Annotated in this window: 11 protein-coding genes and 4 pseudogenes; 3 read left to right on the forward strand and 12 right to left on the reverse strand. The window is 73.9% G+C overall.

The genetic code is table 11. The features are described from left to right. Positions 1 to 37: 37 nt before the first annotated feature. Positions 38 to 850 (reverse strand): SGNH/GDSL hydrolase family protein, encoded by an 813-nt coding sequence (locus tag J7462_RS10590; protein WP_219463856.1) that lies wholly within the window; start codon positions 848 to 850, stop codon positions 38 to 40. Positions 851 to 1,051: 201 nt separating this feature from the next. Between J7462_RS10590 and J7462_RS10595 the strand changes: the two genes are divergently transcribed. After that, entirely contained in the window at positions 1,052 to 2,590 is a 1,539-nt protein-coding gene (locus J7462_RS10595; protein WP_219463859.1) for a M1 family metallopeptidase, read from the forward strand. 547 nt (positions 2,591 to 3,137) lie between these two features. On the opposite strand, the gene J7462_RS10600 is transcribed toward J7462_RS10595, so the two are convergent. Both J7462_RS10600 and gltB read right to left on the reverse strand, forming a co-directional pair. Beyond that, a complete protein-coding gene (locus tag J7462_RS10600) occupies positions 3,138 to 4,646 on the reverse strand; it encodes a glutamate synthase subunit beta (protein ID WP_219463860.1) in 1,509 nt (502 codons plus the stop codon). Beyond that, on the reverse strand, positions 4,639 to 9,294 hold the full coding sequence (gene gltB, locus J7462_RS10605; RefSeq protein WP_219463861.1) for a glutamate synthase large subunit: 4,656 nt from the start codon (positions 9,292 to 9,294) through the stop codon (positions 4,639 to 4,641). The genes J7462_RS10600 and gltB overlap by 8 nt, the downstream gene beginning before the upstream one ends. A gap of 146 nt (positions 9,295 to 9,440) precedes the next feature. Between gltB and J7462_RS10610 the strand changes: the two genes are divergently transcribed. After that, positions 9,441 to 10,286, forward strand: a complete 846-nt coding sequence (locus J7462_RS10610) for a GNAT family N-acetyltransferase (RefSeq protein ID WP_219463864.1) — start codon at positions 9,441 to 9,443, stop codon at positions 10,284 to 10,286. A gap of 209 nt (positions 10,287 to 10,495) precedes the next feature. On the opposite strand, the gene J7462_RS10615 is transcribed toward J7462_RS10610, so the two are convergent. The 5 genes from J7462_RS10615 to trpC form a co-directional block, all read right to left on the reverse strand. Then, on the reverse strand, positions 10,496 to 11,686 hold the full coding sequence (locus tag J7462_RS10615) for an NAD(P)/FAD-dependent oxidoreductase (RefSeq protein ID WP_219463866.1): 1,191 nt from the start codon (positions 11,684 to 11,686) through the stop codon (positions 10,496 to 10,498). 11 nt (positions 11,687 to 11,697) lie between these two features. Then, positions 11,698 to 12,969 (reverse strand): prolipoprotein diacylglyceryl transferase, encoded by a 1,272-nt coding sequence (gene lgt / locus J7462_RS10620; RefSeq protein WP_219470221.1) that lies wholly within the window; start codon positions 12,967 to 12,969, stop codon positions 11,698 to 11,700. A 249-nt stretch (positions 12,970 to 13,218) separates the two neighbouring features. Next, positions 13,219 to 14,022, reverse strand: coding sequence for a tryptophan synthase subunit alpha (gene trpA, locus J7462_RS10625; RefSeq protein ID WP_208569690.1), 804 nt, complete (start codon positions 14,020 to 14,022; stop codon positions 13,219 to 13,221). 4 nt (positions 14,023 to 14,026) lie between these two features. Beyond that, positions 14,027 to 15,262: a tryptophan synthase subunit beta gene (gene trpB / locus J7462_RS10630; RefSeq protein WP_219463868.1), complete on the reverse strand. Its 1,236-nt coding sequence runs from the start codon at positions 15,260 to 15,262 to the stop codon at positions 14,027 to 14,029. A gap of 111 nt (positions 15,263 to 15,373) precedes the next feature. After that, positions 15,374 to 16,177, reverse strand: a complete 804-nt coding sequence (trpC, locus tag J7462_RS10635; RefSeq protein ID WP_176738808.1) for an indole-3-glycerol phosphate synthase TrpC — start codon at positions 16,175 to 16,177, stop codon at positions 15,374 to 15,376. A gap of 477 nt (positions 16,178 to 16,654) precedes the next feature. Here trpC and J7462_RS10640 point away from each other — a divergent pair. Beyond that, positions 16,655 to 16,965, forward strand: a pseudogene (locus J7462_RS10640) (hypothetical protein). Here J7462_RS10640 and J7462_RS10645 read toward each other — a convergent pair. The 4 genes and pseudogenes from J7462_RS10645 to J7462_RS33255 form a co-directional block, all read right to left on the reverse strand. After that, positions 16,958 to 17,568: pseudogene (locus J7462_RS10645) on the reverse strand (Trp biosynthesis-associated membrane protein). The pseudogenes J7462_RS10640 and J7462_RS10645 sit on opposite strands and share 8 nt — an antisense overlap. Continuing rightward, positions 17,565 to 19,117, reverse strand: a pseudogene (locus J7462_RS10650) (anthranilate synthase component I). The pseudogenes J7462_RS10645 and J7462_RS10650 overlap by 4 nt, the downstream one beginning before the upstream one ends. After that, a complete protein-coding gene (gene hisI, locus J7462_RS32100; protein WP_308291109.1) occupies positions 19,114 to 19,527 on the reverse strand; it encodes a phosphoribosyl-AMP cyclohydrolase in 414 nt (137 codons plus the stop codon). The pseudogene J7462_RS10650 and the gene hisI overlap by 4 nt, the downstream one beginning before the upstream one ends. 207 nt (positions 19,528 to 19,734) lie before the next feature. After that, positions 19,735 to 20,451 (reverse strand): annotated as a pseudogene (locus J7462_RS33255) (hypothetical protein); the annotation flags it as partial. Between the last annotated feature and the right edge of the window lie 383 nt (positions 20,452 to 20,834).

Consider the following 20,834-nt stretch of genomic DNA (forward strand, 5'->3'; position numbering starts at 1 on the left):
GGTCGGCGACCCGGGGGCCGCCGACCGTCGGCGTGGGTCAGCGCAGCGCGGCGGTGAGCGCCGGCAGGTAGCCGGACCGGTAACCGTCGGCGTTCGGGTGGTATGCCTCGATGACGCCGCTGACGTCGCGGATCCACGGGGCGGCGGCGCAGACACCGTGCCCGGTGAAGAACGGCCGGGTGTCGGCGAAGGTGGCCCCGACCGCCCCGGCCCGCGCGGCGGTGACCGTGGCGAGCACGTCGGCGGCCTCGTTGAGGATGGTCCGCTTGTAGCTGCTCATCGCCAGCACTCCACAGGAGCCGGTTTCGAAGAGCCGGGGGTAGCCGAGCACCACCAGTCGGGCGTTCGGGGCCCGGTCACGGATCGCGGCGTAGGTGGCGTCGAGCCGGCCGGGCAGCGTCGAGGTGGCGAAGCTCTTGGCCTTGTCGACCGCCGCGGTGCAGGTCGCCGTGCTGCCGAACCGGCAACTGGTGATCACGTCGGCGAAGCCTGCGTCGTTGCCACCGATGGTGATGGTGACCAACGTGGTGGTGGCGCTCAGCGAACCGACCTGCTTGCTGATCACGTCGGAGGTGACCGCGCCACCGCAGGCGGGGAAGGCGAAGCTGGTCACCGCGTTGGCGGCGGCCCAGAGCGGGGCGTACGACTTCTGGCTGCGCAGGCAGGTGGACAGGTCGTACGGGCCGGCGCCGACGCCGGAGGAGTACGAGTCGCCGAGCGCCACGTAGTGGACGGTGGCGGCCTGGGCGGGGGTGGGGACGAGCACGACACCGACGGCGGTGGCGAGCAGGGCGGCGAGTGCGGTGGCCGCACGGGCCAGGGCACGACGGGGTAGGGCGCGGTGGGGCATGACGGTCCTCCGGGGGCAGGAAGGGTGGAGCCTCTGGACCGCGCGCGTGGCCAAGGGGGGTGAGGCGTTGTTACTAGTCGGTAATGCTAGCGAAACATCGACACAAAGAGAACAGCCGATCCCCATCGATCCGACGCACACGTTTCCACCGCCGTCGATTAGGTTGTCGGTGCGAACACCCCGATGGAGGGAGTCCACCCCGTGCGACGTGTTTTCACGGCGGCCATCGCCGCCCTGACCGTCACCACCGCCGGCACCCTGGTGACCGGCACCCCCGGCCAGGCCGACGCCCGACCGGGCAAGAGCCGGTCGGTCGCGGTCTCGGCCGCCCCGAAACCCGGCAGCCCCGGCCTCGGCGACCCCTACTTCCCCGACTACGGCAACGGTGGCTACGACGTCGACCACTACGACGTGCGGCTGCGCTACGAGCCGGCCACCGACCGGCTCAGCGGCACCACCACCATCCTGGCCACCGCCACCCAGGACCTCTCCCGGTTCAACCTCGACTTCCTGCTCGACGTGGAGTCGGTGCGGGTCAACGGGTGGACCGCCCGGTTCGCCCGGGAGGGCGACCACGAGCTGGTGGTGACCGCGCCGCGCGGCCTCACCACCGGCCAGGCGATGACCGTCGTGGTCACCTACTCCGGCGTGCCGTCCGAGACCCTGGTGAACGGCTACTCCGGCTGGACCCGCACCGTCGACGGCGCGCTCGCCGTCAACGAGCCCGAGTCGGCCTGGTGGTGGTTCCCGTCCAACGACCACCCGCTGGACAAGGCCACCTGGGACGTCTCGGTGTCGGTGCCCGACGGCGTCGAGGTGATCAGCAACGGCGTGCAGCCCCGGCCCCCGCTGGCCGAGGCCGGCAACCGGATGCGGTGGGGCTGGCGCAGCACCAAACCCGGCGCGACCTACCTGGCGTTCCTCGCGATCGGCCAGTACGACATCGTCACCGACACCGCCCCGAACGGGCAGCCGGTGATCAACGCCTACAGCACCACGCTGGGCGACCGGGCTCCCGCCGCCCGGGCCAGCATCGAACGCACCGCCGAGGTCGTCGACTGGGCCAGTGGCGTCTTCGGGCCGTACCCGTTCGAGGCGCAGGGGGGTGTGGCCGCGCCGATCGACAGCCTCGGCTTCGCCCTGGAGACGCAGACCCGCCCGGTGTACGGGCCCGGCTTCTGGCGACGCGGCAGCAACCCGTACGTGGTGGTGCACGAGAACGCCCACCAGTGGTTCGGCGACTCGGTCTCGGTGGCGAACTGGAGCAACATCTGGCTCAACGAGGGCTTCGCCTCGTACGCCGAGTGGCTCTGGTCGGAGGCGCAGGGTGAGGGCACCGCGCAGGAGCTGTTCGACTTCACCTACGCCAACTACCCCGCCGGCGACGGCTTCTGGCAGGTGCTGCCGGGCAACCCGGGTGCCGGCGCGGTCTTCGACGACGCGGTCTACGACCGGGGCGCGATGGCCCTGCACCAGCTCCGGCTGACCGTCGGCGACGACGCGTTCTTCCGGATCCTGCCCGCCTGGACCGCCGAGCACCGGTACGGCAACGGCACCATCGCCCAGTTCCAGGCCCTCGCCGAGCGGATCTCCGGCCTCGACCTGGACCCGGTCTTCACGACCTGGCTGTTCACCCCCGGCCGGCCCACCCCGGCCACCGCCACCCGCAGCACGACCGCCCCGGCGCAGCCGAAGTCGTGGACCCAGATCCGGGCGGCGCACCAGCTGCTGGCGCGCTGACCGACCCCGGTTCGGGCTGCCCGCCCCCGGCACCGGCGCGGGCAGCCCGAACCGGCCCGCAACCGTGACCTTCCGGCACCCGGGCCGGTCCCGGCGGAACTCGGTCCCGGCTCGGCACGGTTTCGGCCCGAGGTCGGGTCTGGTCTGGTCTGGGGCTGGTCGGGGCCGGGGTCGGCTCTGGGCTGGTCGGGGCCGGGGTCGGTTCCGGGCTGGCCGGGGCCGGGGTCGGCTCCGGGCGACGCCGATCGGGGCAGCGTCGGACCGAGCCGGAACGATGGTTCCGGAGAGCGATATGCCTGACGGGCATATTTATGACTGTCAGGCATATCGCTCTCCGTGGTGATACGTGCTCTCGGGAGGGCTGGCTCCGACACCCCCGTGACACCACAACGGCAGGGCCGGGACAGGTGGTGCCGCAGAAGCGGCTGTGAGCCGGCAGGGCGCAGCGGGCGAAACGATGGCCGTGCCACAGGCCGTGCCACAAGGTCGGGCCGTCAGCCGACCCGGAGACCAGGTCGGCTGACGGCCACCGTTCGACGGGCGGGGGTCAGCGGGCGGCGAGGGGCTGGCGGGCCGGGTCGACCGGGGCCGGCAGGTCACCCACCCCACCCAGGTAGGAGTGGATCGCCGCGGCGGCGGCCCGCCCCTCGGCGATCGCCCAGACGATCAGCGACGCCCCCCGGTGCATGTCCCCGGCGACGAACACCCCGTCGGCGTCGGTCTGCCAGTCGGGGCGGGCGTCGACCGCACCCCGGGCGTTGCGGACCACCCCGAACTGGGCCAGCAGCGGCTGCTCCTCGGTGCCTTCGAAGCCGATGGCCAGCAGCACCAGGTCCGCCGGGAGTTCCCGCTCGGAGCCGGGCAGCGCGGTGACCACCCGTCGGCCGTCGCGCCGCTCCACCGTCACCTCGGCGATCCGGACGCCCTTGACCTGACCGGTGCCGTCGTCCACGAACTCCTGTACGGCCACCGCGAAGACCCGCTCCCCGCCCTCCTCGTGCGCCGGGTAGTTGCGCAGCACCCACGGCCAGGTCGGCCACGGGTCCCGTTCGGCGTCGCGGCCGTGCGGCGGCTCCGGGTAGAGGTCGAGCTGGTGGACGCCGGCCGCGCCCTGCCGGTGGGCCACGCCCAGGCAGTCGGCGGCGGTGTCGCCACCACCGATGATCACCACGTGCTTGCCGGCCGCGTCGATCGGCGTGCCGTCGGGCAGCACCGCCGGCGCGGGTCGACCGTCCCCGGCCGCCGCGACCACCCGGTTGGCGGCGACCAGGTGGGTCATCGCCTGGTGTACGCCGCGCAGCGGCCGACCGGGCGTCTCCGGGGTGTCCCGGCCCTGGAGCGCGCCACAGGCCAGCAGCACCGCGTCGTGCCGGGCCCGCAGCTCCTCGGCGGTCACGTCGACCCCGACGTTCACCCCGGTGCGGAACTGCACGCCCTCGGCGGCGAGCTGGGCCAGCCGCCGGTCGATGTGCTGCTTCTCCAGCTTGAAATCGGGGATGCCGTAACGCAGCAGACCGCCGATCGCGTCGTCCCGCTCGTACACCGTGACGGCGTGACCGGCGCGGGCCAGTTGCTGGGCGGCGGCGAGCCCGGCGGGCCCGGAACCGACCACGGCGACCGACCGCCCGGTCGACGCCGGCACCGGGCGGGGGTTCAGCCCGCCCTGGGCCACCGCCGCGTCGGCGATCTCCACCTCCACCTGCTTGATGGTGACCGGCTGCTGGCCGCCCAGACCCAGCACGCAGGCCGCCTCGCAGGGCGCCGGGCAGAGCCGGCCGGTGAACTCGGGGAAGTTGTTGGTGGCGTGCAGCGACTCGACCGCGGCGTCCCAGGTGCCGGTGCGGACCAGGTCGTTCCAGTCCGGGATGCGGTTGCCCAGCGGGCAGCCATCGTGGCAGAACGGGATGCCGCAGTCCATGCACCGGGTGGCCTGCTCCCGGATCAGCTCGGCCCCGGCGGGCGGGTACACCTCGCGCCAGTCGGTGATCCGCACCGCCACCGGGCGACGGGCCGGCAACTGCCGCTCGTAACGCAGGAAACCATTCGGGTCAGGCACGAGCCACCTCCTGGGCGACCACCCGCGCGGCGGGCGGCACCGACGCGGTCAGCGCAGACATGACCGCGTCGTCGACGTCGCGGCCGGCGGCTTCGGCGGCCTTCATGATCTCCATAACCCGGCGGTAGTCCCGGGGGACCACGGCGGTGAACTCCTCCACCGCCTCCGGCCAGTTCTTGAGCAACTCCGCGCCGACCGCCGAGTCGGTCTCCGCGACGTGCCGCTGCACCAGGTCGTGCAGCAACTCCCGCTCGGCGTCGCGCAGTGGGGACAGGTCGACCAGTTCCGCGTTGACCCGGCCGGTGTCCAACCGGTGCACGTACGCCGTCCCACCGGACATGCCGGCGGCGAAGTTACGGCCCGTCTCGCCGAGCACCACCACCGTGCCACCGGTCATGTACTCGCAACCGTGGTCGCCGACGCCCTCGACGACGGCCACCGCACCGGAGTTACGCACCGCGAAGCGCTCCCCCACCCGGCCGCGCAGGAACAGCTCACCGCCGGTGGCCCCGTACAGGATGGTGTTGCCGGCGATGATCTGGTCCTCGGCGCGCTGCCCTGCGGTGGCCTCGGGGTCGACGAACGGCGCGGCGGCGTCCGGGCGGATCACGATCCGGCCCCCGGAGAGCCCCTTGCCGACGTAGTCGTTGGCGTCGCCGTGCAGTCGCAGGGTCACCCCGCGCGGCAGGAACGCGCCGAAGGACTGCCCGGCGGTGCCGCGCAGCACGAACTCGACGGTGTCGTCCGGCAGGCCGGCGCCGCCGTGCCGGCGGGTCACCTCGCCGCCGAGCATCGCGCCGACGCTGCGGTGCTCGTTGCGCACCGCCACCTCCACCCGGACCGGGCTGCCGTCGCGCAGCGCCGGTTGGGCCAGCGCGATCAGCTCGTTGTCCAGGGCCAGCTCCAGGCCGTGGTCCTGGGCGCGGACACCGCGCCGGGCGGCACCCTCGGGCAGCTGCGGGGTGTGCAGCACCCGGGCCAGGTCGAGGCCGTGGCCCTTCCAGTGGTCGATCGCCGGTACGATGTCGAGCACCTCGGTCTGCCCGATCGCCTCTTCGATGCTGCGGAAGCCCAGCTCGGCCAGGTAGCCGCGGACCTCCTCGGCGAGGAAGAGGAAGAAGTTCTCCACGAACTCCGGCCGGCCGGTGAAGCGTTCCCGCAGCACCGGGTTCTGGGTGGCGATGCCGACCGGGCAGGTGTCGAGGTGGCAGACCCGCATCATCACGCAGCCCTCGACGATCAGCGGGGCGGTGGCGAAACCGAACTCCTCCGCGCCGAGCAGCATCGCCACCACCACGTCCCGGCCGGTCTTGAGCTGGCCGTCGACCTGCACGGTGACCCGGTCACGCAGCTTGTTGAGCAGCAGCGTCTGCTGCGCCTCGGCCAGGCCCAACTCCCAGGGGGTGCCGGCGTGCTTGAGCGAGTTGAGCGGGGACGCGCCGGTCCCGCCGTCGTGCCCGGAGATCAGGATGACGTCGGCCTTGAGCTTGGCGACCCCGGCCGCGACGGTGCCCACACCGACCTCGCTGACCAGCTTGACGTGCACCCGGGCGGCCGGGTTGACGCACTTGAGGTCGTGCACGAGCTGGGCGAGGTCCTCGATGGAGTAGATGTCGTGGTGCGGCGGCGGGGAGATCAGGCCGACGCCGGGGGTGGCGTGCCGGGTGCGGGCGATCCACGGCCACACCTTGTTGCCGGGCAGCTGCCCACCCTCGCCGGGCTTCGCACCCTGCGCCATCTTGATCTGGAGATCGTCGGCGTTGACCAGGTATTCGCTGGTCACCCCGAAGCGTCCGCTGGCGATCTGCTTGACCGCCGAGCGGCGGGCCGGGTCGTGCAGCCGGTCGACGTCCTCGCCGCCCTCGCCGGTGTTGGACTTGCCGCCGAGCCGGTTCATCGCGATGGCCAGCGTCTCGTGCGCCTCCGCCGAGATCGACCCGTACGACATGGCGCCGGTGGCGAACCGCTTGACGATCTCGGCGGCCGGCTCGACCTCCTCGATCGGCACCGCCGGACGCAGCCCGGTCCGCAGGGTGAACAGCCCGCGCAGCGAACCGGCCTGGGCGGCCAGCTCGTCGACCTTGGCGGTGTACTGGCGGAACACGTCGTACTGGCGGCTGCGGGTGGCGTGCTGGAGCAGGAAGACCGTCTCCGGGTTGAACAGGTGCAGTTCACCCTCGCGCCGCCACTGGTACTCGCCGCCCACCTCCAGTCGGGTGGAGCCGACGGTGCCGGGCGTCGGCCAGGCCTGCCCGTGCCGGGCGGCGACCTCGGTGTGGATCCCGGCCAGCCCGATCCCGCCGATGGTGCTGGGTGTGCCCCGGAAATAGCGGTCGACCAGCCGGGTGTCCAGGCCGACGGCCTCGAAGACCTGCGCGCCGCAGTACGACGACACCGTCGAGATGCCCATCTTGGACATGATCTTGAGGACGCCCTTGCCGAGCGCCTTGACGTAGTTGCGGACCGCCTTCGCCGGCTCCACCCCGACCAGGGCCCCGGTGGCGATCATGTCCTCCACCGACTCGAAGGCCAGGTAGGGGTTGACCGCCGCCGCGCCGTACCCGATGAGCACCGCCGCGTGGTGCACCTCGCGGCAGTCACCGGACTCCACGATCAGCGCCACCTGGGTCCGGGTCTGCTCCCGCACCAGGTGCTGGTGCACCGCCGCGGTCAGCAGCAGCGACGGGATCGGCGCCAGGTCGGCGTTGGAGTCCCGGTCGGACAGCACCAGGATGCGCACGCCGTCCTCGATCGCCTCGGACACGTGCCGGCAGATCTCGGTCAGCCGGGCCTTGATGCCGGCCCCGCCGTCGCGGATGCGGTAGAGCCCGGACACCCGGACCGCCTTGAAGCCGGGCAGGTCACCGTCCTCGTCGACGTCGAGCAGCTTCGCCAGCTCGTCGTTGTCGATCACCGGGTAGGGCAGCACGATCTGCCGGCAGCTCGCCGCACCCGGGTCCAGCAGGTTGCCCTCCGGGCCGATGGTCGACGCCAGGCTGGTCACCAACTCCTCCCGGATCGCGTCCAACGGCGGGTTGGTGACCTGCGCGAAGAGCTGGTGGAAGTAGTCGTAGAGCAGCCGGGGCCGGGTCGACAGCGGCGCGATCGGGGTGTCGGTGCCCATCGAGCCCAGCGGCTCCGCCCCGGTACGCGCCATCGGGGCGAGCAGGATCTTCAGCTCCTCCTCGGTGTAACCGAAGGTCTGCTGCCGCCGGCGCACCGAGTCGTGGGTGTAGACCACGTGCTCCCGGGCGGGCAGGTCACCGAGGTCGATCAGGCCGGCGTGCAGCCACTCGTCGTACGGCTGGGCGGCGGCCAACTCGGTCTTGATCTCGTCGTCCGAGACGATCCGGCCGTTGACCGTGTCCACCAGGAACATCCGGCCCGGCTGGAGGCGGCCCTTGGCGACCACCGAGGCCGGGTCGAGGTCGAGCACGCCCGCCTCGCTGCCCAGCACCACCAGCCCGTCGGCGGTCCGCCACCAGCGCCCCGGCCGCAGGCCGTTGCGGTCCAGCACCGCCCCGACGATCTCACCGTCGGTGAAGGCGACCGAGGCCGGCCCGTCCCACGGCTCCATCAGGCTGGCGTGGAACCGGTAGAACGCGCGCTTGTCCGGGCGCATCGCCGGGTCGTTCTCCCACGCCTCCGGGATCATCATCAGCACCGCGTGCGGCAGGCTCCGGCCGGCCAGGTGCAGCAACTCCAGCACCTCGTCGAAGTTGGCCGAGTCGGAAGCGGCCGGAGTGCAGACCGGGAACACCCGGCGGATGTTGCCGGGCAGGTGCGGGCTACGCAGCAGCGCCTCGCGGGCCTGCATCCAGTTCCGGTTGCCGCGGATCGTGTTGATCTCGCCGTTGTGCGCGATGAACCGGTACGGGTGGGCCAACGGCCAGGACGGAAAGGTGTTGGTGGAGAACCGGGAGTGCACCAGCGCGATCGCGCTGTCGACCCGCTCGTCGGTCAGCTCCGGGAAATACTCCGGCAGCTGGTCGGGGGTGAGCATGCCCTTCCAGGTCATCGTCCGCGCCGACAGCGACGGGAAGTAGGCGGTCACCCCCCGCTCGGCGGTCTCCCGCTCGGCCTGCTTACGCACGCAGAACGCCACCCGGTCCAGGTCGATGCCGGACAGCGGGGAACCGGCCGGACCCGCCGGGGTGTCGGTGAGCCGGTGCGCGGCCAGGAAGAGCTGCCGGATCCGGGGCATCGCCGCCAACGCCGTCTCACCGAGCCCGCTCGGGTCGGTCGGCACGTCGCGCCAGCCGAGCACCTCGGCCCCCTCGACGAGGGCGTACTTCTCCACCACCTGACGGGCGCGGGCCTCACCGCCGTCGTCGTCGGGGAGAAAGACCAGACCGGTGGCGTACTGGCCGGCGGGGGGCAGGGGGAAGTCCACCACCGCACGCAGGAACGCGTCCGGCACCTGGATCATGATGCCCGCGCCGTCGCCGGTGTTCTGCTCGGCGCCCCGGGCGCCACGATGGTCGAGCCGGCAGAGCGCACCGAGGCCGTTCGCCACCACCGCATGGGAGCGCCGCCCGTGGAGGTCGGCCACGAAGGCCACCCCGCACGCGTCGTGCTCGTGCGCCGGGTCGTACAGACCGGTCGCGGAAGGGACCGGCTGCGGGCTGTGCGGGTACGGAAGGGCCACCGGGTCTCCTGTCGTCACTCAGGTTGTTTCATGGTCGGGACGACGTCGGCCCTGGGCGGTCTGTTGAGTCTACGTTAGGGCGACCCGGGCAGGGCCAGTGCGGATTGATCACACCTTCCAGACTCTGGGACGTGTAGTCTCGCGCGGTGGATCCTGCGCACCGCGACCTGTTCGACCGGTTGGAACGCTTCTATGACGCGGTGCCCCGGGACGCCGCCCGCGCCGAGGAACACGGCGGCCTGGTGCTGTTCGCCCGGGACGGGGTCGGTTGGCCGTTCTATGCCCGCCCCCGCCTGGACGCCACCGCGCCACCGTCGCTGGCCGACCTGCACACCGTCCGGGAACGGCAGCGTGAGCTGGGCCTGCCCGAGGCGTTCGAGTGGGTGCACGAGACCACCCCGGACCTGCTCGCCACCGCCCGGGCCGCCGGCCTGAGCGTGCTGGAGGCCCCGCTGATGGTGCTCGACCCGCAGGTGATCCCGGCCGACCCGGCGACGCTCACCGACGTACCGGTGCGGGTGCTGGACCCGGACGCGCCCGGCTTCGCGCTCGACGTGGCGGCCCGCCGCGCGGTCGCCGCGGTCGGTTTCTCCGCCGCCGGCACCGCCCCCGGCGCCGCCGGCCCGGCCGAACGGGACGCCGCGATGACCGAGCTGGACGTGGCCGCCCTCGACGAGGAGCGGGCCGCGATCGCCGCCGGCCGGCGACTGTCGGCGGTCGCCTGGACGCCTGACGACGGCGCGTTGGCCAGCGGGATGGCGATGCGGGTCGACGACGTCGCCGAGGTCGCCGGGGTCGCCACCCTGCCGGCCGCCCGCCGCCGGGGCCTCGCCGCCGCGGTCACCGCCACTCTGGCCCGCACCCTGCGCGCCGCCGGCACCGACCTGGTCTTCCTCTCCGCCGGCAGCGAGGACGTCGCCCGCATCTACCTGCGCGTCGGCTTCCGCCGCATCGGCACCGCCTGCATAGCCGAACCCACCGCCCTCCTCTAACAGCCCCTGTCCCTCCCCCGCCCCGCCCCAGCTCGCCCCGCCCCCGCCCCGCCCCGCCCCGGCTCGGCTCGCCCCGCCCCGGCTCGGCTCGGTGATCAAGAAGTTTGCGTCAGGAAATGGGCCGCGCATGACGTAAACCTCTTGATCACCGGCCCGGGGACGGCCGCGCAGGCGGGGCGGGGCGGGGCGGGCGAGCCGGGGGCAGCGGGTCAGGGGGTGGGTGGGGGGCGCCAGGCGGCGGCCGCGGCGGCGGCACCGGAGAGCAGGCGGGGGCTGATCGTGCCGAGCGCCGCGTCGCGGGCGCGCAGGGCCAGCCGGCCCCGGGTCTGGAGCACCGCCGACATCCGGCGGGTCTGCCGGACCACGGTGGCCGCCCGGGGACGGCGCAACCGGTCGTACGCCAGCACGGCGTCGGGCAACCGGGACTCGCGCAGCAGCGACGACAGGGTGGCCGCGTCCTCGAAGGCCAGGCAGGCGCCCTGTCCCAGGTGCGGTGGCATGGCGTGGGCGGCGTCGCCGAGCAGCACCACCCCGCCCGGCCCGGCGGGAAAGCCGTACGCCCGGGGCAGCGGACGCAACTCACGCACCTCCTGCTGCACCAGGTCGGCGGGTTCGGTGGCCGCCAGGAGATCACCGATCGGGGCGGGCCAGCCCGCGTACCACCGCTTGAGCAGGGCGAGCTGGGTCTGCGGGGACTCCGGGCGGGGCGCACCGGCGGCGGTGGCCACCCAGTAGACGCCACCTCGACGGGACGCGCCGGAGGACCCCCGCTCGCCGAGCGAGGCCGCCACGAACCGGTAACCGGCGCCCAGCACCTCACCACCGACCGGCTGGTCGGCCGGCACCGGCACCCGGTACCAGGGGATCACCGCCCGCCAGGCGGCGCAGCCGGAACTGACCACGCTGGCCTCGGGGGCGAGCTGACGGCGCAGCACGCTGTCCGTGCCGTCGGCGGCGACCACCAGGTCCGCCTCGACGAACTGCCCGTTCAGCCCGACCCTGGGCCGCTCGTCGGGGTTCGCCCGGACGCTGTCCACCACGACCCCGGTCCGCAGCTCGACCCGGTCCCCGAGGCCGGCGATCAGGGCGTCGTGCAGATCCTCCCGGTGCACCACCACCGGCATCCGGTCGGCCGGGGTGGGCCGGGGCTGCGCCAGCCAGTGACCGTCGGGGCGGCGGATACCGCCGTCGGGCAGCGGGGTGGCGATGGCGTCCAGGCCGGCGCCGAGGCCGAGTACCCGCAACGCGCGTACCCCGTTGGGCCAGAGCACCACGGCGGTGGGTTCCGGGCGGACCCGGTCGGCCCGTTCCAGCAGGGTGACCTGCCAGCCGGAGCGGGCCAGCGCGCCGGCCACCGACAGTCCGCCGAGCCCGGCGCCGACCACCACCGCGCTGCGCATGCCGGGCCCGCTCAGTTGTCCCGGTCGGCGGGCCGGCCACCCGCGCCGCCGGCCCCCGCTGACGCGTCGACGTCGTCACCCGCGCCGGTCCCGGCGGCCCGGTCGCCGCCGGCCCCCGCCTCCGCACCGCCGCTGAGCCGGTCGGGCTCCGCCGGCTGGTCGTCGTGGCCCGCAGGCTGGTCGTCGTGGCCCGCAGGCTGGTCGTCGTGGCCCGCAGGCTGGTCGTCGTGGCCCGCCGGCTGGTCGTCGGTCGCCGCCGCGTCGTCGGCGGCGGGTCCGTCGGGCCGTACCCCGGTCTCCCGGTACGCGGTGAACTGTTCCTCGTCGACCACCTGGTAGCCCACCGGCGCGACCGTCGCGGCGGACCCCTTGCCGGTCTGGGACAGGTCGACCTGGGAGACGTCGCCGCCGGTCACCGGAGCCGGCGCGGGGGCGTCGATCGGGATCAGGTAACCCCGGGGGCCCCGCACCCGCAGGAAGTAGATCAGCGCGCCGAGGAAGACCAGCCCGGCGGTCCACACGTTGAGCCGGACCCCGAGGATCCGGTTCGCCTCGTCGCTGCGCATCAGCTCGATCCAGAACCGGCCGGCGGTGTAACCCATCACGTAGAGCGCGAAGGCCCGGCCGCGCCCCAGCTTGAACCGCCGGTCCAGGGCGAACACCAGGCCGGCGACGCCGAGGTTCCACAGCGCCTCGTAGGCGAACGTCGGATGGTAGAGGCCGGGCTCCAGGATGGGCTGGTTGGCGTCGTCGCGCAGCGCGTGCCCGGGATTGTCCGGGTCCATCCGGTGGATCTCCAGGCCCCACGGCAGGCTGGTCCGCCCGCCGTACAGCTCGTTGTTGAACCAGTTGCCGAGCCGGCCCACCGCCTGGGCCAGCGGCAGGCCCGGGGCGAGGGCGTCGGCCACCACCGTCAGCGGGATGCCGAGCTGCCGGGCGGCGATCCAGGCACCGACCGCGCCACCGGCGACGGCACCCCAGATGCCGAGACCGCCCTCCCAGATGGCGAACGCCTTCCAGGGGTCACCGCCGGTGCCGAAGTATTTCTCGGGTGAGGTGATCACGTGGTAGATCCGGGCGCCGATGATGCCGGTCGGGACCGCCCAGACCGCGATGTCGAGCACCGCGCCGGGGGCGACGCCACGCTGGCGCAGCCGATGCTCGGTCACCAGACAGGCGATCACGATGCCGGCGACGATGCAGAGGGCGTACGCCCGCAGCGGGACCGGCCCGAGCTGCCAGACGGCGGTCGTCGGGCTGGGCAGCGCCGCCAGGGGCGTCATCGAGACGTGGGTCACGGGTGCACAGGCTACCGCTGCGGAGCCCCACCGTGGCACCCGGTCCGGTCAGACCTGCCACCCGACCATGCAACCCCGTCGTCCGGTCGCCCGACGGACGCCACCCGTGGGGCGAAATGGCAGCATTCCGCCGCAGCGGACACCGCCGTCGCGCCCCCACTGAGTTGATCAATCCGAGCCGTACCGCACCTCGGCGACGGACGGCAGGGTGGGACGGGCCGGCCGGGTGCGGGCTCAGCGGGTCGGGTTGCGGACGCCCTCGGCCAGCTCGGCGGAGAGGGTACGCAGGGCGGCCAACCCCGCGTCGAGGTCCGGGGCGTCCAGCAGCCGGCGGATCAGCGCGCTACCCACGATCACCCCGTCGGCGTACCCGGCGACGGTGGCCGCCTGCGCGCCGGTGCCGACGCCGAGACCCACCCCGACGGGCAGCTCGGTGACCTCCCGCAGCCGGGAGACCAGCACCGGGGCGGCGTCCGAGGTCTGGGAGCGGGCCCCGGTCACCCCCATGATGGCGGTGGCGTAGACGAAGCCCCGGCAGTGCTCGACGGTCATCCGCAGCCGGGCGTCCGTGGACGACGGGGAGACCAGGAACGTCCGGTCCAGCCCGTACGCGTCCGAGGCGGCCAGCCACTCGCCGGCCTCGTCGGGAATGAGGTCGGGGGTGATCAGGCCGGTGCCCCCGGCGGCGGCCAGGTCCCGGGCGAACGCGTCCACCCCGTACTGCTCGATCGGGTTCCAGTAGGTCATGGTGACCACGGGTGCCCCGGTGGCCGCGACCGCCTCGATGATGCGCAGCGTGTCGGCGGTACGGACGCCACCGGCCAGGGCGATGTCGCTGGCCTTCTGGATCACCGGGCCGTCCATCACCGGGTCGGAGTAGGGGATCTCCACCTCGATGACGTCCACCCCGGCCTCGACCATCGCGGTCATCGCGGCGATGCTGCCCTCGACGGTGGGGAACCCGGCCGGCATGCAGCCGACCAGGACGGCCCGCCCGTCGGCCCGGGCCTTGTCGAAGGCCACCCCGATCCGGCTCACGGTCTCACTGCTCCTTGTCGAGGATGCCGAAGTATTCACCGGCGGTGTGCACGTCCTTGTCGCCCCGGCCGGAGAGGTTGACCACGAGGAGCGGTTCCCGGCCCAGCTCGGCGGCGAGCTGCGGGGCGATCTGCACCGCGCCGGCGAGGGCGTGCGCGCTCTCGATCGCCGGGATGATCCCCTCGGTGCGGCAGAGCAGCTCGAACGCGGCCATCGCCTCCCGGTCGGTCACCGGCTGGTAGCGGGCCCGGCCGCTGTCGTGCAGCCACGCGTGCTCCGGGCCGACGCCGGGATAGTCCAGGCCGGCGGAGATCGAGTGCGACTCGACGGTCTGGCCGTCGGCGTTCTGCAGCACGTACGTGCGGGCGCCGTGCAGCACCCCGGGGGTGCCGCCGGTGATGCTGGCGGCGTGCCGGTCGGTGTCCACGCCCTCGCCGCCGGCCTCGAAGCCGTACAGCCGCACGTCGGTGTCGGGCACGAAGGCGTGGAAGATGCCCAGCGCGTTGGAGCCGCCGCCGACGCAGGCGAGCACCGCGTCGGGCAGCCCACCGGTCAGGTCGAGGCACTGCTGGCGGGCCTCGTCGCCGATGCCGCGCACGAAGTCGCGGACCATCTCCGGGAACGGGTGCGGGCCGGCGGCGGTGCCGATCAGGTAGTGGGTGTCGTCGACGTTGGCGACCCAGTCCCGCATCGCCTCGTTCATCGCGTCCTTGAGGGTGCGCGAGCCGGTGGTCACCGGGATCACGGTGGCCCCCAGCATCCGCATCCGGGCCACGTTGAGCGCCTGCCGCTCGGTGTCCACCTCGCCCATGTAGACCACACAGTCGAGGTCGAACAGGGCGGCGGCGGTGGCGGTGGCCACCCCGTGCTGACCGGCGCCGGTCTCGGCGATCACCCGCCGCTTGCCCATCCGCCGGGTGAGCAGCGCCTGGCCCAGCACGTTGCGCACCTTGTGCGCGCCGGTGTGGTTGAGGTCCTCCCGCTTGAGCAGGACCCGGGCACCGATCTTGGCGGAGAACCGCTCGGCGGAGTAGAGCAGGGAGGGGGTGCCGGCGTAGTCGCGCAGCAGGGCCGCGAACTCGGCGAGGAACTCCTCGTCGGTCATCGCCTTGCGGTACGCGGCGTCCATCTCGTCGAGCGCAGCGACCAGCGCCTCGGGGACGAACCGGCCGCCGAACCGGCCGAAGTGACCGGCGGAGTCGGGAAACTGGCCGGCCGGGGTCGTCACGTCGGCGCTCATGCCGTCGCTCCCCGGCCGTCCGCGCGCCGACGCCCCGTCGCGTCGCCGGTGACGAATCGCTCGCGCTCGCTCATCGCGATGTCCTCTCGCTGCGCAGATCTGCCCGTCGGGTCAGCGCGCCGGGCGGGGCGTGGCCGGGTGGTTCCCGGCGTTGACCAGCTCGGCGACCGCCTCACGGGGGCTCTTCTGGGTGACCAGCCCCTCGCCCACCAGGACGGCGTCGGCGCCGGCCGAGGCGTACCGGATCAGGTCGTGCGGACCGCGCACGCCGGACTCGGCGATCTTGACGACGCTGCTCGGCAGGCCGGGGGCGATCCGTTCGAACACCGACCGGTCGACCTCCAGGGTACGCAGGTCACGGGCGTTGACCCCGATCACCTGCGCGCCGGCCTCCAGGGCCCGGTCGGCCTCCTCCTCGGTGTGCACCTCGACCAGCGCGCACATGCCGAGCGACTCGATCCGCTCCAGCAACCCGACCAGGGCGTTCTGCTCCAGCGCGGCGACGATCAGCAGCACCAGGTCGGCACCGTGCGCCCGGGCCTCGTGCACCTGGTAGCTGGAGACCACGAAGTCCTTACGCAGGACCGGCACCTGCACCGCAGCCCGCACCGCCGCCAGGTCGTCGAGTGAGCCACCGAACCAGCGCCCCTCGGTCAGCACACTGATCGCCCGGGCACCACCCGAGGCGTACTCGCCGGCCAGCTCGGCCGGGTCGGCGATCTCGGCCAGTCGGCCCCGGCTCGGTGAGGAACGCTTCACCTCGGCGATCACGGCCACGCCGGGCTTGCGCAGGGCCGCGTACGCGTCCAGCGGCGGCGGCGCGGCGGCGGCCAGTTCGCGCAACCGCTCCAGCGGAAGCTGCTCCTGCCGTCGCGCCACATCCTCGCGGACGCCGGCCAGGATCTCGTCGAGCACGCTTGCGGACGCCGCCGAACCGGCCCCGTCCCCCTCTGCGTGCGCATGCTCAGCAGTCACCAACGGACTCCCCTCTCCGGGTGTCATGGGCCGATGCTAGGGGGCGCCACCTGGCGACAAGTGCCGGGGGTATGGCGCTCCTCACGAGATGGGCTGTGGCATGATGCCGGACCTCCGGTGAACGGAATGTCACACAGCGCCACCGTACCCGTCGGCGGGTGTCATCGACATCCGTCGTCCGGAGCCGCCCGGACCATCGATAGACGCCCATATGCGTTATGAGATCACGTTCCGGCGCACCGCGCAGCTCGGCCCGGTCGAGGCGGCTGTGACGAAACTCAAGGATCTCCGCCCGGTGCAGGTAGGGGCCGTTGACCGGCCCGTCACCAGGGCGAAACGTGAACCGGGCAGCATCGGTTTCGGGCAGACTCGACCATGCGCCTGCCCACCATCGGATCTCATCGTGCGGGGTGACCTATGAGCACTGCGGGGCCGAACGCCGGCATCGGACTCACCACCATCTCCCGAACCGTCGCCTCGCTGGCCGTCGAGGTGGTGCACACCCTGGAACGGGTCGTCGCGGGCGAGGGGCGGGTACGCACCGCCCGGGCAACGCCTGGGAGGCGGTCTGCGCCGACCGGGCGCGCGCCGACCAGCGCGCCGAGCTGGACCGCCTGGTCGCCGAGCTGGCCGCCACCCGGGCCGCGGCCCGGGACCGGCACCCGGGTCAGGACCGGCGGGCCGTTCGGGACCAGCGCGCCACCTGCGCGCCGCAGCCGGTCAGCTGACCGTCGGGTCCTCACCCCGGTCGAGCGCGTCCCACGCCGCCCGGTTGCCCCCCTCGGCGATCGGCCGACCGTCGGGCCGGTCCGGCCCGGTGGCGCGCGCCGTCCGCTCGTAGCGGGCACCCATCGTCGGCCAACCCGCGCCGCGCAGCGCGGTGAGCAACCCGCCTCCGGCCGCCACCAGGCCGCCGAGCAGGCAGAGCGCCGGCCACTGCCGGTGCGCCTCAGCCCCCGGGTCGACGGCCAGCCCGTAACCGCCACCGGCCGCCACCGCCAGGCCGAGCAGGGCGACGAAACCACCCAGCAGCCGCCGCAGCCGCCCCGGGTGGCCAGCACCGCACCGCCACCGGCCAACGCGACCAGCGCCAACGCGGACAGCCAGGGCAGCAGGTCCGCCCCGGAGCGGTCCTGCCGGGCCGGCGGCAACGCCCCCCGGGCGAGCACCTCCACCGACCAGGTGCGGGTCGCCGTCCAGGTGGCCAGGCCCGCCCCCGCCAGGCAGAGCAGCACGGCGTACGTCAGCTCACGCCGCCCGGAGGTGGCCGAACCGCCGGATTCCGCCGAACCGTCGGGGACAGCCGGACCGTCGGAGGCGGTGCCGCTCACCGGGCCGGTCGCAGGGTCTCGGCGGCGGCGATGGCAGCCAGCACGGCGGCGGCCTTGTTCCGGGTCTCCTGGTCCTCGGCGGCCGGATCAGAATCGGCCACCACCCCCGCCCCGGCCTGCACGTACGCCCGGCCGTCGCGGATCAGCGCGGTCCGGATCGCGATCGCCATGTCGAGGTCGCCGCCGAACCCGAAGTAGCCCACGGTGCCGCCGTAGAGCCCTCGGCGCACCGGCTCCAACCCTTCGATGATCTCCATGGCGCGGACCTTCGGGGCCCCGGACAGGGTGCCGGCCGGGAAGGTCGCGGCCAGCGCGTCGAAGGCCGTCCGGTCCTCGCGCAGGGTGCCCACCACCGTGGAGACGATGTGCATCACGTGGCTGTACCGCTCGATGGTGGCGAACTCCGGCACCTGCACGGTGCCCGGCTGGCAGACCCGGCCCAGGTCGTTGCGGCCCAGGTCGACAAGCATCACGTGCTCGGCGCGTTCCTTCGGGTCGGCCAGCAGCTCGGTGGCGAGCCGGGCGTCGGCGACCGGGGTGGACCCGCGCGGCCGGGTGCCGGCGATCGGGTGCAACATCGCCCGCCGCTGCCCGTCGGTGTCGGCGTTGACCTTGAGGTGCGCCTCCGGGGACGAGCCGACGATGTCGAACCCGTCGAAGCGCAGCAGGTACATGTACGGGCTCGGGTTGGTCGTCCGCAGCACCCGGTAGACGTCCAGCGGGTCGGCGTCGGTGGCCCGCTCGAAGCGTTGGGCCAGCACGATCTGGAAGCACTCGCCGGCCCGGATCGCCTCCTTCGCCGCCTCGACCGCCTTCGGGTAGCCGCCGTCCGGGGTGCGGCTGACCACGTCGCCGGCCGGTGGCCGACCCACCGTCGAGATCATGGGCGGAATCGGTCGGGACAACGCGGTGGTCATCGCGTCGAGCCGCCCCACCGCGTGGTGGTAGGCGGCGGTGACCCGGTCGGCCCGGTCCGGGTCGGTAAGCGGTGGCAGCACCGCGTTGGCGACCAGGATCGCCGACCCGTCGTAGTGGTCCAGCACCACCAGGTCGGTGGCGAGCATCATGCCCAACTCCGGCACCCCGAGGTCGTCCTCGGTCAGCTCGGGCAACCGCTCGAACCGGCGGATCAGGTCGTACCCCAGGTAGCCGACCATGCCACCGGTCAGCGGCGGCAGGCCCGCCGCCGGGTCCGGGGTGCCACCGGCGAGCGCCTCGACGGTCTCCCGCAGCACGTGCACCGGGTCGCCGGAGACCGGAACGCCGGCCGGCGGGTGCCGGTCCACTGCGCGACGCCGTCCCGTTCGACCAGGGTGGCGCTGCTGCGCACCCCGATGAACGAGTACCGCGACCAGGCCATGCCGGCCGAACCGACACCCTGCTCGGCGGACTCCAGCAGGAACGTTCCCGGCCCGCCGGCCAGCTTGCGGTAGACCCCCACCGGGGTCTCCGCGTCGGCCAGCAGCCGGCGGGTCACCGGCACCACCCGCCACCGGGCCGCCGCCGCCACGAACCCCGCGAGATCCGGGCTGAGCGCACCGTCGGTCATCGCTGGACCCCCTGACCGGTGACCGGGAGTTCGGTGAAGAAGCAGGTGTGTTCGCCGGTGTGGCAGGCAGCGCCGACCTGGTCCACGCCGACCAGCAGCGCGTCGCCGTCGCAGTCCAACGCCACCGAACGGACGTACTGGTGGTGGCCGGAGGTGGCGCCCTTGACCCAGTACTCCTGCCGGCTGCGCGACCAGTAGGTGGCCCGGCCGGTGGTGAGGGTGCGGTGCAGCGCCTCGTCGTCCATCCAGGCGACCATCAGCACCTCGCCGGTGTCGTGCTGGCGCACGACTGCGGCCACCAGGCCGTCCGGGGTGCGGCGCAGCCGGGCGGCGATGGCCGGGTCGAGACGGGACGGGCGGGCCGCGTCGGCGGGTCCGCCGTCGCTGGGGGCAGAGTCAGGTACGGGCACAGTTCCCGATTGTCCCGCACGCGGTGCGGGCACCTGCGCCCCGTCCCCGACCGCCCGGGACAACTGGGCGACGTAGCGGTCCAGCCGGCCATCGTGCAGCGCCAGGGCGAGGTCCGGGCCGGCCGTCTCGGCGATCCGATCGGCGTACGGGCGGACCAGCGGGAGCACCCCGGCCACCAGGCGGGCCGCGGCGACGCCGACCTCGGCGGCGGCAGCGGGGCGTACCCCCAGGCAGCGCAGCATGTCGTCGCGGTAGCCCGGCGGCGCGACCGGCAGGTCCAGGGCGGCGGCGAAGGCGGCCCGGCGGGACACCACCCGCACCCCCGGGTTGGCCGGGCGCAGCACGCACGGGCAGAGCCGGGCCAGGTCGGCGGCGGCCAGCCGGACGCCGAGCGGGTCGTCGGCGGCCAGCGCCCCGGCCACCTTGCCGAGGGTGGCGACCAGCTCCTCCAGCCGGGGCTGGTCGGCGGGCTGGCAGAGCACGGGCAGGTCGATCCGGCGACGCCAGGTCGGGTCGGCCCAGAGCAGCCGGGTGGGGGTGGTCACCGGCAGCCCGAACGCCCAGTCGGCGGGTTCGCCCAGCCGGTCGACCCAGGTGCGGACGTCCCGCGCGGCCACCGAGACGTGCACGATCCGCCCGTCGACCTCGGTCAGGTAGGCGCGACGGGTGTCGTACGGCGTCTCGGCCGGCCGGCCCGTGCCACCCGGACCGGCGCGGTCGGCGTCGACCGGGGTCGTCTGCCGGGCCGGACCGGTCGGGCCCGGTGCGGACGGCGGACCGGCCCGGCGCGGGCCCGGCGCGGGACCGACCCGCTCGGGCGGCCCGGCGCAGCGGCCCGGCGCGACAGGGCCGACGGCCCCGCACCGGGCGGGGACGCCGGGTCCGAGGGCGGTGACGGGTCCGACAGCGGTGACAGGTGCCACGGATCCGCCGGGACGGGCCGGCCGGTCGCGGTGACCAGGACGTCGAGGTCGACGTCACTGTAGGCGGTGGCGGCTGACCGGGCGTGGCTGCCGCGCAGCAGAATCCCGACCACCGGACGCTCGGCGGAGGCCCGTAACCGGTCGGTCCAGTCGGCCAGGAAGGCGGCCTCCGGCAACGGAGCGTGATCCACCGCGCCATCGTGCCGTACGTCCGATCAGGTCCGCAATGCCCGAAGGCGGACATCCTGTCCGGTCAGAAGGCTAGCGCCCGGTCCGAAGGCTGAAGCCCGGGTCGGGGCTAAAGACCGGTAAGAAGGCTAGCGCCCGATCCGAGGGTAGGGCCGCAGGTGCTGACGGTCGCCTGAGCACGCGGCCCGATCCGG

The organism is Micromonospora sp. RL09-050-HVF-A (assembly GCF_019374995.1).
GTDB classification, from domain to species: domain Bacteria; phylum Actinomycetota; class Actinomycetes; order Mycobacteriales; family Micromonosporaceae; genus Micromonospora; species Micromonospora antibiotica.

What these genes read in the sequence shown, in the direction of transcription:
- J7462_RS10590 (WP_219463856.1), bottom strand. Translation starts at nt 850, where the DNA reads ATGCCCCACCGCGCCCTACCCCGTCGTGCCCTGGCCCGTGCGGCCACC.
- J7462_RS10615 (WP_219463866.1), bottom strand. Translation starts at nt 11,686, where the DNA reads ATGCGCAGCGCGGTGGTGGTCGGCGCCGGGCTCGGCGGACTGTCGGTG.
- lgt (WP_219470221.1), bottom strand. Translation starts at nt 12,969, where the DNA reads ATGACGCCCCTGGCGGCGCTGCCCAGCCCGACGACCGCCGTCTGGCAG.
- trpB (WP_219463868.1), bottom strand. Translation starts at nt 15,262, where the DNA reads ATGAGCGCCGACGTGACGACCCCGGCCGGCCAGTTTCCCGACTCCGCC.